General features: G+C 66.1%; 8 protein-coding genes. 5 read left to right on the forward strand and 3 right to left on the reverse strand.

Annotated features, from left to right (window positions below):
- Window positions 1-54: 54 nt before the first annotated feature.
- Together PX653_RS27220 and PX653_RS27225 are read left to right on the forward strand one after the other, a co-directional pair.
- Complete coding sequence (locus PX653_RS27220) at window positions 55-1,686, forward strand: alpha-D-glucose phosphate-specific phosphoglucomutase (RefSeq protein WP_277415754.1); 1,632 nt, start codon at window positions 55-57, stop codon at window positions 1,684-1,686.
- Window positions 1,687-1,724: 38 nt separating this feature from the next.
- Window positions 1,725-3,377 (forward strand): alpha-amylase family glycosyl hydrolase, encoded by a 1,653-nt coding sequence (locus PX653_RS27225; RefSeq protein WP_277415755.1) that lies wholly within the window; start codon window positions 1,725-1,727, stop codon window positions 3,375-3,377.
- A 125-nt stretch (window positions 3,378-3,502) separates the two neighbouring features.
- On the opposite strand, the gene pulA is transcribed toward PX653_RS27225, so the two are convergent.
- The 3 genes from pulA to PX653_RS27240 all read right to left on the reverse strand — a co-directional run bounded on the left by pulA (window position 3,503) and on the right by PX653_RS27240 (window position 10,017).
- Window positions 3,503-6,244 carry a pullulanase-type alpha-1,6-glucosidase gene (pulA, locus tag PX653_RS27230; RefSeq protein WP_277415756.1) on the reverse strand — a complete coding sequence of 914 codons (2,742 nt, stop codon included), beginning with the start codon at window positions 6,242-6,244 and terminating at the stop codon, window positions 3,503-3,505.
- Between the two features lie 100 nt (window positions 6,245-6,344).
- The gene (locus PX653_RS27235; RefSeq protein ID WP_277415757.1) at window positions 6,345-8,078 is read right to left on the reverse strand and encodes a methyl-accepting chemotaxis protein; all 1,734 of its coding nucleotides are present in this window, start codon (window positions 8,076-8,078) and stop codon (window positions 6,345-6,347) included.
- Window positions 8,079-8,427: 349 nt separating this feature from the next.
- The gene (locus PX653_RS27240) at window positions 8,428-10,017 is read right to left on the reverse strand and encodes a POT-type proton-dependent oligopeptide transporter (RefSeq protein ID WP_277415758.1); all 1,590 of its coding nucleotides are present in this window, start codon (window positions 10,015-10,017) and stop codon (window positions 8,428-8,430) included.
- Between the two features lie 306 nt (window positions 10,018-10,323).
- Here PX653_RS27240 and PX653_RS27245 point away from each other — a divergent pair, with 306 nt between their 5' ends.
- From PX653_RS27245 to PX653_RS27255, 3 genes are all read left to right on the forward strand, one after another.
- A complete protein-coding gene (locus PX653_RS27245; protein ID WP_277415759.1) occupies window positions 10,324-11,943 on the forward strand; it encodes an alpha-glucosidase family protein in 1,620 nt (539 codons plus the stop codon).
- Between the two features lie 106 nt (window positions 11,944-12,049).
- Entirely contained in the window at window positions 12,050-13,918 is a 1,869-nt protein-coding gene (locus PX653_RS27250; protein WP_277415760.1) for a glucokinase, read from the forward strand.
- Between the two features lie 403 nt (window positions 13,919-14,321).
- The gene (locus tag PX653_RS27255) at window positions 14,322-14,873 is read left to right on the forward strand and encodes a PadR family transcriptional regulator (RefSeq protein ID WP_277415761.1); all 552 of its coding nucleotides are present in this window, start codon (window positions 14,322-14,324) and stop codon (window positions 14,871-14,873) included.
- The last annotated feature ends 30 nt before the right edge of the window (window positions 14,874-14,903 follow it).

The following is a 14,903-nucleotide window of genomic DNA, read 5'->3' on the forward strand; positions in this document are numbered from 1 at the left end:
TTCGCGTTAATATACTGGCAACTTTCAACCAGTAGCCCACAGCGGAGCAAGAACATGGCAATCCTGACGGTCCCCACCAATCCCATTCCCGGCCAGAAGCCGGGAACTTCCGGCCTGCGCAAGAAAGTGGCGGTGTTCCGCCAGCAGCACTACCTCGAGAACTTCGTCCAGAGCGTGTTCGACACGCTGGGCGACCTGTCCGGCAAGACGCTCGTGCTGGGCGGCGACGGCCGCTTCCACAACCGCGCGGCCGTGCACACCATCCTGCGCATGGCCGCGGCCAACGGCGTCGCGCGCGTACTGGTCGGGCGCGGCGGCCTGCTGTCGACGCCGGCCGTGTCCTGCGTCATCCGCAAGCACGAGGCGATGGGCGGCATCATCCTGTCGGCCAGCCACAATCCGGGCGGTCCGGACGGCGACTTCGGCATCAAGTACAACATCGGCAACGGCGGCCCGGCGCCGGAAGGCGTGACGGAAGCGATCTACCAGCGCACCACGGCGATTACCCAGTACCGCATCAGCGACGACCCGGACGTGGACATCGACCGCATCGGCCGCGGTTACATGGAACAGATGCAGGTGGAGGTCATCGACCCGGTCGAGGACTATGCCGACATGCTGGCCGGCCTGTTCGACTTCGACGCGATCCGCAAGCTGTTCGCGGGCGGTTTCCGCATGTGCTTCGACGCCATGAGCGCGATCTCCGGCCCATACGCGCAGGCGATACTGGAAGGGCGCCTGGGTGCGCCGGCCGGCACCGTCGTCAACGCGGTGCCGCTGGAAGACTTCGGCGGCCTGCATCCCGACCCGAACCCCGTCAACGCGGCCCAGCTGATCGAACTGATGGCCGGCCCCGATGCGCCCGACTTCGGCGCAGCATCGGACGGCGACGCGGACCGCAACATGATCGTCGGCCGCAACTTCGCCGTGACCCCGTCGGACAGCCTGGCAATCCTCGCCGCCAACGCGCAGGTTGCGCCGGGCTACCGGGGCGGCATCGCCGGCATCGCCCGCTCGATGCCCACGTCGCGCGCGGCCGACCGCGTGGCCGAGGCGCTGGGCGTGAAGCTGTACGAGACGCCGACGGGCTGGAAGTACTTCGGCAACCTGCTGGACGCCGGCCTGGCCACGCTGTGCGGCGAGGAGAGCTACGGCACCGGCTCGAACCACATCCGCGAGAAGGACGGCGTGTGGGCCGTGCTGTTCTGGCTCAACCTGCTGGCGGTGACGGGCAAAAGCGTCGAGGAGATCGTCACCGCGCACTGGGCCCGTTTCGGCCGCAATTACTACTCGCGCCATGACTACGAAGCGATCGACGCCCACGCGGCGCAGGTGCTGATGGACGACCTGCGCATCAAGCTGGCCAACCTGGCCGGCCAGGAGATGAACCTCTACACGGTCGATTTCGCCGACGACTTCTCGTACACCGACCCGGTCGACGGCTCGCAGTCGGCGCAGCAGGGCATCCGCATCGTCATGACGGACGGCTCGCGCATCGTCTACCGCCTGTCCGGCACCGGCACGGAAGGTGCGACGCTGCGCGTCTACCTGGAGCGCTACGAAGCCGATCCGGCGCTGCACAACATTCCCACCCAGCAGGCGCTGGCGCCGCTGATCGCCATAGCCGACAGCGTGGCGAGCATTGCCCTCAACACGGGACGGAGCAACCCGACCGTGATCACCTGACGTACAACCCCGACGTACAACCTCAAAGGAAAGGTCGCATGAATACTGGTCGCTTCAAACTCCGCTCCCTCGCAATGGCCGCGCTGCTCGCGGCAAGTGCCGCCGTCCAGGCGGCGCCCCGGCCGTTCACCTGGGATAACGCGACCGTGTATTTCGTCGTGACGGACCGCTTCAGCAACGGCGACAAGTCGAACGACCTGGCGTACGGCCGCAAGGCCGACGCCGCACCGCTGCGCGGCTTCATGGGCGGCGACCTGAAAGGGCTGACGGCCAAGGTCAAGGAGGGTTATTTCGACAGCCTGGGTGTCGATGCGATCTGGCTGACGCCGCCGGTGGAGCAGATCCACGCCGGTACCGACGAAGGTACCGGCAAGTCGTACGGCTTCCATGGCTACTGGGCGCGCGACTTCACGGCGATCGACGCCAACCTGGGCACGGAGCAGGATTTCGCGGACTTCGTGCAAGCGGCGCATGCGCGCGGCATCCGCGTGGTGTTCGACGTGGTGATGAACCATATCGGCCCCGTCACGGAGCAGGACCCCGTGTGGCCGGCGGACTGGGTGCGGCTCGACCCGGTGTGCAAGTACAAGGACACGCCGACGACGGTGCCGTGCGCGCTGGTGCCGAACCTGCCGGACGTGCGCACCGACAGCAACGCCAACGTGGCGCTGCCGCCGGCGCTCGTGGAAAAATGGAAGAGGGAAGGGCGCTACGAGCGCGAGGTGAAGGAGCTGGACGATTTCTTCGCCCGCACCGGCTATCCGCGTGCGCCCCGCTACTACCTGATGAAGTGGCACGCGGACTGGGTGCGTAAATATGGCATCGACGGCTTCCGCGCCGACACCGTCAAGCACACGGAGCCGGGCGTGTGGAAGGAGCTGCGCACGGTGGCCGACGCGGCCTACCAGGACTATCGCAAGGCCAACCCGGGCAAGGCGCTGGGCGAGAAGTTCTTTGCGGTGGCCGAGGTGTATGGCTACGGCATCGGCAGCGGGCGCCAGTTCGACATGGGCGATGCCAAGGTCGACTTTTATGCCAACGGCTTCGACAGCCTGATCAACTTCGCGCTGCCGGGCGACGCGAAGGGCGACTACGAGAGCATCTTCGCCAAGTATGCGCAGGCGCTGCATGGGCCGCTGAAGGGCTATTCGGTGCTGAACTACATGGATTCGCACGACGACGGCAATCCGTTCGACGCGGCCCGCACCCGGCCGTTCGAGACGGCCAACAAACTGCTGCTGGCGCCGGGCGCCGCCCAGATCTACTACGGCGACGAGACGGCGCGCCGGCTCGACATCGCCGAGGCGACGGGCGACGCGAAGCTGCGTTCGTTCATGAACTGGGACGACCTCGCCAACAACTCGGCACGGGAAGGCTACCGCGTCGCCGACGTGCGCGCGCACTGGAGCAAGCTGGGACTGTTCCGGCGCGCCCACGCCGCCATCGGTGCGGGCACGCACCGCAAGCTGGCGGACCGGCCCTACACGTTCGCCCGCACCCACGCAGCGGACAAGGTCGTGGTGGCACTGGATGTGCCGGTCGGGAAGCCGGTCGCGATTGCGGTAGGTGGCGTGTTTGCCGACGGGGCCAAGGTGCGGGATGCCTATTCCGACGTGACGTACACCGTGCGCAAAGGTGTCGTGCGTACTGGCGGCAAGGCGAGTGTCGTGCTGCTGGAAGCCGCCCGTTAAGGAGCAGGCCTGGAACGTACAGGCTTGGGGTCTGTCCCTGCAAGGGACTGACCCCGGTTTTCATCGCAACGCATCCGTCGCGGCAGGAAACCAGGGTCGGTACCGCAGGGACAGACCCCAATCCCTTAACGTTCCGACATCCCTTCCACGAACACCACGGCCGTCCGCGCCGGCACCGTAAACGTCCCCGACGCCTTGTCATACCTGGCCTCACGTACCCGCTGGTCGCCGGCCTCGGCCCGGTCCTGCACCGGATGCAGCCGGTACGAACGCCCGGCCTCCGCGGGCACCGCGATCTTCTGCGCCACCTTGTCGACGTTGATCAGGTACAGCACCGAGCGATAGCCCGCCCCCGCGTAGCCGGAACCATCCAGCCGCCCGACGATCACCGTCGCCACCTGGTCCGGACCCGTATTGTAGAAGCGCAGCCGCTCGGCAATCTCGTCGGCCGTACGCAGGCGGAACAGCGTGCTGCCGGCACGGATCGCCAGCAGGTCGCGGAACGTGTCGCGCGCGAACGCGATGTCGGCCGGGGCGGGCTTCAGGGCCGGGTTGGCCAGCAGGGGCCGCAGCAGCGCATAGTCCTTGCCGTTGTCGGCGGCTGGTGGCAGGCCGGTGCCGAAGTAGTTGTCGCGATACGTCCAGTCCAGCCGGTTGAACCAGTCGCCCGAGTCGAAGCTGTTGCGGTCCAGCGACTTCGAACGCAGGATGTCGAAGCCGGCATGGAAGTACGCCACGCCCTGGCTGAACGCATTGATCGCGGCCGCCAGCATCTGCACGCGCGCGCGGTCGGCCGTGGCGGTTGCCAGCGGCAGGCGCAACGCGTTCAGGTCGTACAAGGTCTGGTTGTCGTGGTTCTCCACGTAGTTGACGGTCTCCCCCGGTGCGCTGGCGTAGCCCGCGGGCTGGCCCGCGTAGTCCAGTTCCTCCAGCTTGCGCACGGTACCGTCGCGCGTCGTCAACGGGTAGGTGCGCACGCTGCCGGCCAGGCCGACGCGCACCAGGTCCGCCGCCTTCAGCAGGTCGTCCCTGGTGGCTGCGGCGCTGCCGTTCGGATCGTAGGACAGGCCGTTGACGTAGCCCTGGCGCGCCACCATGTCACGGCCCGCGTCGCCGGCGCCGCCACCGCGCACGGCATCGCGGCCGCGGTCGCTGAACGTGCCGATGCCGCTGCCGTTCAGCGCCAGCTGCGAGGCCTGCACGAAGCGGGCGCCGTTCGCCACTTCGCCGAAGTTCCAGCCTTCGCCGATCAGGTTGACGTGGCGGCCGGCCGCCGCGTCGACACGGCGCTGCAGCGCCTCCATCGTCGCGCGCGGCTGGTGGCCCATCAGGTCGAAGCGGAACGAATCGATGCGGTAGTGCTTCGTCCACAGCTCGACCGAATCCGTCATCAGCTTGCCCATCATGCGGTGTTCCGTGGCCGTGTTGTCGCAGCAGGTCGAGCGCTCGATGGCGCCGGTGGCGTCCAGCCGGTGGTAGTAGCCGGGCACGATGCGGTCCAGCACCGATTTCCCGGCCTGGCCGCCGAGGAAGGTGTGGTTGTAGACGACGTCCATGCCCACGCGCAGGCCGATGCCGTGCAGCGCCATCACCATCTGGCGCAGTTCGACGATGCGGCGCGCGCCGTCGGCCGGGTCGGTGCTGTAGCTGCCTTCCGGCGCGCTGTAGTGGTAAGGGTCGTAGCCCCAGTTGTAGCAGTCCGTCTGGCGCGTCAGCCCGACCAGTTGCTGCTGCACGTCGCTGTCCGGTGGCAGACCGCGCAGGCGCGCCGCATCCGGCACGTCGCAGTGCGCTTCGGGCACGCTGCCGATGTCATACACGGGCAGCAGGTGCACGTCCGTCAGGCCGGCGCGGGCCAGTGCCGCCAGGTGGCGCATGCCGTTCGAATCCCTTTCCGTGAAGGCCGTGTACTTGCCGCGGTTGGCCGCGGTGACGCTGGCGTCGTTGACAGAGAAATCGCGCACGTGCAGTTCGTAGATCGACATGTCGGTCTGGGCCAGCACCTTGGCCGGGGCGCGGCTGTGGTCCCAGCCGGCCGGCTTCAGGCGTGGCGCGGCCAGGTCGGCGATGTAGGCGCGGCGCGAGTCGGTCGTCAGGCTGACGGCATACGGGTCGGTGACGAGGTTGCGCACGATGCCGCTGCCGTTGGCATACACGTCGACGGCGTAGCGGTAGTACTTGCCGTCCAGGTTGGCCGGCAGGGTGGCGGACCAGACGCCGGTGGCGCTGTCGAAGCGCAGCGGCGTGACGGCGCGCGCACGGCCGCTGCCGCTGTCGTATGTGCACACCGCGACATTGCCGGCCGTCGGCGCCCACAGCTTGAACGTCGTGCTGCGCCGCGCTGGTGTCGCACCCAGGTCGGGTACGCGTTCGGCACCGGCGTACAGGTCGTCCAGGGCGCCGGCCGACTGCACCTCCGTGGAAGCGAGCACGTTGCCCTGTGCGTCCTCGCGCACCAGCACCAGCTGGCCCTTGTGCAGGGCGGCCATGCGTGCTTCGTCCTGTGGGTTCAATGCCAGCACCGGCCCTTTGCCGAGCCACGCGAAGGCGGCCGGGATGGCCGCGGGCGTGGGCTTCAACGCCAATCCGCCGTCGGCGCCACGCACGGGCGCGCCGGATCGCGCGACGATGGCCGAGGTGGCGCTGTGGTACAGGCGATAGATGGCATCGGGTGCGGCGCCCGGCCATGCGAGGCTGCGGCGATCGAGCCAGGCGGCGCGGGCGTCGTACGCGCTGGCCGCGGGCGACAACACGGCCTGGAAGCCGTCGGTATTGCAGGTGGCGAGATCGGCTGCCGCCCGGGCAGGTGCCGTACTGACGAGTAAGCAGGCGGCAACTGCCGCCCCGGTAGACTTGCGGATGACCATACGTGCCCCCTGGTTGAGTTGGCACGTATGGTAATCGAACTGATGTAGTTTTACTACTTGAGCGAGGTAGTGGCGCAACCGGGCGGCTGCGCTGGCAGGCTTAGAACTCTTCCCACTCCGATTCCGCCGTTGCCGCAGCCTTGCGGGCCGGTTGGGACGCCGCTGGCCCCTTGGTCGCCGCAGGTTTGGCAGGAGCCGCCGCCAGACGGGGCGCTTGCGCCAGCTGCTTGACCGGCTTCGTCGTCACGCGACGCGGCGCGGACGGTGCCGCTGCGGCAGCCGATTGCACGACCGTGAACGTGCCCACCAGTTGCGCCAGCTTGGCGGCCTGGTCCTGCATCGATTCGGAGGCGGCGCTGGCTTCCTCCACCAGCGCGGCATTCTGCTGCGTGACCTGGTCCATCTGCGCAATGGCCTGGTTGACCTGGTCGATGCCGCTGCTCTGCTCGCGGCTGGCGGCCGAGATCTCGCTCATGATGTCGGTGACGCGCTGCACGCTGCCGACGATCTCGTTCATCGTCGCGCCGGCCTGGCCCACCAGTTGCGAACCGATGCCGACCTTTTCGACCGAGTCGTCGATCAGCGTCTTGATTTCCTTCGCGGCGGCGCCAGCGCGGTGCGCCAGGTTGCGCACTTCGCCCGCCACGACAGCGAAGCCGCGGCCCTGTTCACCGGCGCGGGCCGCCTCGACGGCCGCGTTCAGCGCCAGGATATTGGTCTGGAACGCGATGCCATCGATGACGGAAATGATGTCGACGATCTTGCGGGCCGATTCATTGATGGCACCCATCGTATCGACGACCTGGGCGACCACCTGGCCGCCTTGGGCCGCGACATCCGACGCCGTCGCCGCCATGGCACTGGCCTGCTGGGCGTTGTCGGCGTTCTGACGCACGGTGGATGTCAGCTCTTCCATCGACGACGCGGTTTCCTCCAGCGAGCTGGCCTGTTCTTCCGTGCGCGACGACAGGTCGGCATTGCCGGCCGAGATCTGGCCGGACGCGGTGGCGATCGTGTCGGTGCCGGTGCGCACTTCGGTGACGATCGCGGCCAGCTTGTCACGCATATTGCGCATCGCATACAGCATGCTGGACTGGTCGCCCGGCTTGACGGGGACGTCGACGGTCAGGTCGCCTTCCGCGATGCGCGCCGCGATGGCCGCGGCTTGCTCGGGTTCGCCGCCCAGCTGGCCCAGCAGGGTGCGGGTGATCATCGTGGCCGAACCGATGCCGATGACGAGTGCGATGCCGTTCAGGACCAGCATCAGCGTGACGGCGCTGTCGTAGGTTGCTTGCGCATCCGCGGCGGCCGCGGCGTTCAGCTTGTTCTCAAAGGCGATGAGGTCGTTCAGGGCGCCCAGCCATTCGCGCTGCACGGGACGCAGCTGGTGGATCAGGTAATCGGTGCCTTCTTCGGCCTTGTTCGCCAGGCCCAGTTCCATCGCCTTGGCCATCAGCGGCGCCGCATTGGCGTCCAGTTCCTTCAGCTTTTCCACGAATGCCTTTTCCTCGGCCGTCGTGGCGGGATCCTCGAACGTTTTCTGCAGCTTGGCAAACGCTTCGGCGTACAGCGCGGCCTGGGTTTCCATGCGCTTGGTTTCCGGTTGCATCTCTTCCGGCGTCGTGAACAGGATCAGGTTGCGCAGTGCGATCATGCGGTCCGTCACGCTGTCCTGCAGCGTCGCCACCAGGGCGATCTGGACGTTGTTGACTTCAGTGATGTTGCGGGTACGCTCGTTCATCTCGCGCATCTTCAAGAGACCCGTAGCGACGATCGAGACCATCAGGCAAAGCACGAGCGCATAGCCGATGGCCAGCCGCGTGCCGACTTTCATGTTTTTCATAATGATGTGTAGTTATGGCTCAGCGCGCAGGCGCGGCTGGCTCGAGCATTCCGGGAAACCGCGATGGGGCGGACGGGATATGGCGGCGCGTGGATTGGGCGTCGCCAAGGCGCTTCGCAAGCGGCGAAGCAGGGATGATTATAGGATACATGCACCCGTGCAACTATCGAACTGTTGCGTGGGCGCAGCATGAACATCACAAAAAATTGCGGACCGCGGATTCTTGACGCGACGGCAAGCAGTGGCTTGCGCAACCGTCAACAAACAGCCGAGCCCGTGTCCCACCTCGGGGTCAGTCACCGAGGTGAGACACGGACTCGGCGGTGGGGCGGAGGCGAACTTACGCCGGCGCCTTGCCGCTGCGGTAGTTGTCCACCATCTTGTAGCGCAGCGCGTACAGGCCGAACACCAGGGCCGTCAGCAGCGCGAAGCCGGCAAAGAAGAACATCTGGAACGCGATCACGGACAATCCCGTGTCGCCGATATGCCCCAGCACGAAGTCGTTCTTGACGCTGGAATTGACGATCAGGACCCACAGGTTGCCGACCGTGACGGCCAGCGTCCAGAAGCTCATGATCGAACCCTTCATCGACGCGGGTGCCTGGCTGTAGGCAAATTCCAGGCCGGTTGCCGACACCAGCACTTCCGCCATCGTCAGCAGCGCATATGGCGCCAGTTGCCACAGGATCGACATCGGCGTGCCGCCGTCCATCGACACCTGGATCCAGCCGATCACCAGCCAGGCCGCGCCGGAGAGCGCGATGCCGGTCGTCATCCGGCGCAGCGCCGTCGGCTCGATGCCGAGCGCGCGCAGCAGCGGGAACAGGGCCAGGTTATTGAACGGGATCAGCAGCATGACGAGCAGCGGATTCAACGCCTGCATTTGCGCCGGCAGTACCTGGAACTGCCAGCCGAAGATGTCGAGCACGGGGCTCGTCATCGAGTTGGCCTGCACGATCCACGTCGAGGCCTTCTGGTCGAACAGGGACCAGAACGGCGTGACGAGGGCGAACACGATCAGGATGCGCAGCACGGCGCGCACGCCTTCCACCGCTTCGTCCGGGTGGTGGCCGCGGGCCCGTTCGAGCTGCATGCCGGTACCGATGCCGCCGAATGCCAGCAGCAGCACCAGCGCGGTGCAGGCGCCGATGACGAAGCCCCACGAGTACGACATCAGCAGCGAGACGACAGCGCCGACCACGCCGATGACCGCTACCGTGAGACCGGGTCGGCCCTCGCCTGGACGTTTGGCCAGCAGCGCCGTGCGCGCGACCCGCGTCAGCGAATCGGGATTGGGCGGTGCCGGCGGTACGTTGACGTATTTATGGCGGCCCAGCCAGAAGATCAGCACGGCCAGTGCCATCAGCAGGCCGGGAATGCCGAAGGCGATGGACGGGCCGTAGTTCTTCAGCAGCAGCGGCATCAGCAGCGACGCGAAGAACGAGCCGAAGTTGATGCACCAGTAGAAGGCGTCGTACACCACCTTGGCCCGGTTCTTGTTGGTCTGGTCGAACTGGTCGCCCACGAACGCCGACACCAGCGGCTTGATGCCGCCCGCGCCCAGCGCGATCAGGAACAGGCCGAAATAGAAGCCCTTCAGGTTGTCCTCGAAGATCGCCAGGCACGCATGGCCCGCCACGTAGAAGAGGCTGAGCCAGAGGATCGTCTTGTACTTGCCGAACAGGCGGTCGGCCAGGAAGCCACCCAGGAGCGGCGTGAAATAGGCGCCGATGACGAACGTGTGGAACACGTGCTTGGCCTCGCCGGTGCGGTCTTCCAGCGGCACGAACAGCAGCAGGGTGCTGATCAGGAACGGCGTCAGGATGTTGCGCATGCCGTAGAAGGAGAAGCGTTCCGCCGCTTCGTTGGCGATGATGTACGGGATCTGCCGCGGTAGCGGCCCGTTTCCCTGGCTTTGGTCTGGTGCCATCGATGTCCCCGAAATTGGTCCGGCGCCGGCCACGGTAATGGCGGCACACTGGACGGAAATGTTGTGTGGCACGGATGCTAGGGGAATGGGCCCGCTCTGGCAACAGGCAAATCGTGCCGCTTTGGCAGGGTTTTTGGTGTCAAAGTGTAGTTTGACTACTGATGGGTACGAATATTTTTAGCTTGATCGATGTAACTGATTGATTTGTATGGAATAGACTCGACTACGCCCCATCGACGAAGCGTTGAGAAAACGCTATCCTTGATGTATATTCTCTACAATTCTCCCTCAACAACCGGAACCAACATGAGCCAGACATCGTCCCCGACCTGGTGGCAGGAAGCCATCATCTATCAGGTGTACCCGCGCAGCTACCTCGACACGAACGGCGACGGTATCGGCGACTTGAACGGGATTGCCGAACGCCTCGACTACATCGCGAAGCTGGGCGTGGACATCGTCTGGGTCTCGCCGTTCTTCAAGTCGCCGATGAAGGACTTCGGCTACGACATCGCCGACTACTGCGACGTCGATCCGATGTTCGGCACGCTGGCAGACTTCGACCGCATGATCGCCAAGGCGCACAGCGTGGGCGTGAAGATCATGATCGACCAGGTGATGAGCCACTGCTCGGACCAGCACCCGTGGTTCGTCGAGAGCCGCGGCAGCCGTGACAATCCGAAGGCCGACTGGTTCGTGTGGGCCGATCCGCTGCCGGACGGGAATCCGCCGAACAACTGGCTATCCGTGTTCGGCGGCTCGGCATGGCAGTGGGACGCCCGCCGCAAGCAGTACTACATGCATAACTTCCTGACCAGCCAGCCGGACTTGAACTTCCACAACCCGCAAGTGCAGCAGGCGATGCTGGACAGCCTGCGTTTCTGGCTGGCCCGCGGCGTCGACGGGGTGCGCCTGGATGCCGTCACGTTCCATTTCCACGACAAGGAACTGCGCAGCAATCCGCCCGCGACGGTGCGCGACACGTCCACCGTCACGGACGTCAATCCCTACGGCTTCCAGGCCCACGTCTACGACAAGTGCCGTCCCGAGAACGTGGCATTCCTGCAGCGCGTGCGCCAGGTGCTGGACGAATTCGGCGCCGTCTCCATCGGCGAGGTGGGCGCGGACGACGCACTGGCCTTCATGGCCGAATACACGGCCGGCGGCGACAAGCTGCACATGGCCTACAGCTTCAACCTGCTGACGGAAGACCACTCGGCCAGGCACATCCGCACGCAGGTCGAGGAGTTCAACCGCCGCGTCAAGGACGGCTGGGCCTCCTGGTCGGTGGGCAACCACGACGTGCCGCGCGTGGCCACGCGCTGGGGCAAGGGCAAGGATCCCGCGGCCTTCGGCAAGCTGGCGCTGGCGATGCAGCTGTCGCTGAAAGGCACGCCCACGCTGTACCAGGGCGACGAGCTGGCGTTCACCGAGGCGGACGTGCCGTATGAACTGATCCAGGACCCGTACGGCATCACGTTCTGGCCCGAGTTCAAGGGCCGCGATGGCTGCCGCACGCCGATCGCGTGGACGGAAGGTCCGAACGGCGGTTTCACCAGTGGCCAGCCATGGCTGCCGGTGGTGCCCGAACATGTCGCGGTGGCGGCATCGACGCAGGAGGCGGACGAGCACTCGCCGCTGAACTTCGCCCGCCGCATGATCGCGTGGCGCCGCACGATGCCGCAGCTGACGCGGGGCGACATCGAATTCCTGCCCGCGCCCGAACCGGTGCTGGCGTTCCGGCGCGACCTGCCGGGCGAGCGCGGCGTCCTGTGCGTATTCAACTTGGGCGGCGACACGGTGCGCTTCACGTTGCCGCAGCTGCGCGGCGCCGAGGCCCTGCCGCAACCCGGCTTGCCTGGGGAAGTACAGGGCGACGAGGTCACCTTGCCGCCCTGCGGCGCGTGGTTCGGCTACGCCGCATAAGCTGAAAGGCCCGGTCCCGACCGGGCCTGTCTTTTTTGTACGCGACATTTACGGTATGCTGCGGCCTCTGTGGCATTAGCAAATCTTCACTAGGGCAGGGCAGACGATGAAACAACTGGATGTTGACCAAAAACTGAGCCGCACCGCGTTTGCCGACGGTCCCCGCCTGCTGGCCGATATTGGCGCTACCCATGCCCGCTTCGCCCTGCAGACGGCCCCCGGCGAGTACCAGTCGGTGCGCGTGCTGCAGTGCGACGACTACACCGGCATCGTGCCCCTGTTGCGCAGCTACCTGGCCGACCATCCGGACATCAACCTGAACCACGGCGCGCTGGCGCTGGCCAATCCCGTCCACGGCGACTACATCCGCATGACCAACCGGGACTGGCAGTTCTCCACCGACGAAGTGCGGCGCGAACTGGGCCTGCACACGCTGCTGGTCGTGAACGACTTCACGGCGCTGGCAATGGCGATCCCCACGTTCAAGCCGTCCGACCTGATGCAGGTGGGCGGCGGCGCGCCGGCGGCCAATTCCGTCATCGGCGTGCTGGGTCCCGGCACGGGCCTGGGCTGCTCCGGCGTCATCCCCACCGTCGACGGCTTCGTCACCCTGGGCTCCGAAGGGGGCCACAACAACTTCGCGCCGGCCGACGAGCGCGAGTACGCGATCCTGCAGTATGCGTGGCAGACCTGGCCGCACGTGTCGAACGAGCGCCTGATTTCCGGCCCCGGCATGGAGATCATCTACCGCGCCATCGCACGCCGCAACGGGCGCCAGGTGCGCGACCTGACGTCGCAGCAGATCATTGCCGGTGCGCTCAAGGACAAGGATGCGTTGTGCCTGGAAGTGCTGGAGTGCTTCTGCGCGATGCTGGGCGGCGCGGCCGCCAACCTGGCCGTCACGCTGGGCTCCTTCGGCGGTATCTTCATCGGTGGCGGCATCGTGCCGCGCATGGGCGAGTGGTTCAAGGAGTCGCCGTTCCGCACCCGCTTCGAAGCCAAGGGGCGCTTCTCGTCGTACCTGGCCGAAATTCCGACCTACGTGATCACCACGCCGAATCCGGCTTTCTATGGCGTGGCCACGATCCTGTCCGAGCACCTGCGCGGGCGCAGCGGCGCCAACACGCTGATGGAGCGCGTGCAGCACCTGCACCACGAGCTGACGCCGGCCGAACAGCGCGTGGCGCAGCTGGTGCTGGAGCAGCCGCGCCTCGTGCTGAACGAACCGATTGCCGACATCGCGCGGCTGGCCGAAGTATCGCAGCCCACCGTCATCCGCTTCTGCCGTTCGCTGGGCTTCACGGGCCTGGCCGACTTCAAGCTCAAGTTCGCCAGCAGCCTGACGGGCGCCATTCCCGTGCGCCACAGCCAGGTGCGCGTCAGCGACAGCACGCACGACCTGTCGGCCAAGGTCATCGACAATACGGTATCGGCGATCCTGAAGTTCCGCGACCAGCTGGACGTACGCGCGCTCGACCGCGCCATCGCGCTGGTCTCGAAGGCGAAGAAGGTGGAGTTCTATGCGATGGGGAATTCGCGCGTGGTGGGCCTGGACGGCCAGCACAAGTTCTTCCGCTTCCGCATTCCCACGGCGTCCTATGGCGACTCGCACCTGCTGTCGCTGGCGGCCGAGCTGCTGCAGCCGGGCGACGTGGTGATCGCCATCTCGAACTCGGGCAAGCTGCCGGAACTGCTGGACGCGGTCGACACGGCGCGCGCGGGCGGCGCGGATGTCATCGCCATCACGACGAGCCAGTCGCCGCTGGCGAAGAAGGCCAGCGTGTGCCTGGCGGTCGACCACAGCGAGGACAGCACGACGTTCCTGTCGATGATCTCGCGCATCCTGCAACTGCTGCTGATCGACATCCTCACGGTCGGCATCTCGCTGGACGAATCGAACAAGGCGCTGGTGCTGGAGCGCAAGGGCTCGGCGCAGGAAAGCCCCCGTCTCCTGATCTCGCACCTGGACAGCTGACGCGTTTGTCCATGAAAAAAGCCGGGCCGCGCGAGCGCCCCGGCTTTTTTTACGTGCCGCCGTTTCAGTAACGGCGCTGCATCGGCCGGGCCGGGGCCCGGTTCATGCGTGCCTGGAATTTTTTCCAGATAAAGCCGGCGATGGCCATCATGATCATCTTGCGCATGGTTTTCCTCCTGTGGTCGATGCTTCATTGTGCTGGCGGACGGCGGGCGTGACTGTGCGCGAGACCACGTTTGGGGTCTGTCCCTGCGGGACTGACCCCGAAGTTTTGCCGATCCGTCGACATGCTGGAAAACTTCCGGGTCAGTCCCTTGCAGGGACAGACCCCAAAAAAACCTTGCACTCGGCCAGAAAACGTTTACGATATATCGTACGTAAGATATATCGTAAGGAGAAAACCATGTTCCAGATGTTCCGCAAACACGGCTACCATATGCACGACCACCATCACCACCATCCGCGCGGCATGGGCGGCGGCGGGCGCGGGCCGCGCATGTTCGACTCGGGCGCGATGCGTTATGTCGTCTTGCAACTGATCGCCGAGAAGCCCCGCCACGGGTATGAGATCATCAAGGAATTGGAGACGCGCATCGGTGGCGGCTATGCGCCCAGCCCGGGTGCGATCTACCCGTTGATGGCCATGCTGTACGACATGGGCCACGTGTCGATCAGCCAGGAAGGCAACAAGAAGCTGCACTCGATCACGCCGGAAGGGCAACAGTTCCTGGACGAGAACCGCGCCATGGTCGATGCCCTGATGGCGCGGCTGGTGGAAGGCGGTCGCGGGCCGGGACGCGGCGATGGCCGCCACGACGACCTGCGCGCCGTCATGCATGCGCTGAAGGAGACCGTGATCGTGCGGGCGCGCGACCCGCACGCACCGGCGGCGCGGCGCGAACAGATCGCCGCGATCCTGCGTCGCGCGAGCGAAGAGATCGGCAAGCTCGATTGACCGGACCCGGGCCGCTGCAAGCGGCCCACC

Origin of the sequence: Pseudoduganella chitinolytica (genome assembly GCF_029028125.1) — a bacterium.
Lineage (GTDB): Bacteria > Pseudomonadota > Gammaproteobacteria > Burkholderiales > Burkholderiaceae_D > Rugamonas > Rugamonas chitinolytica.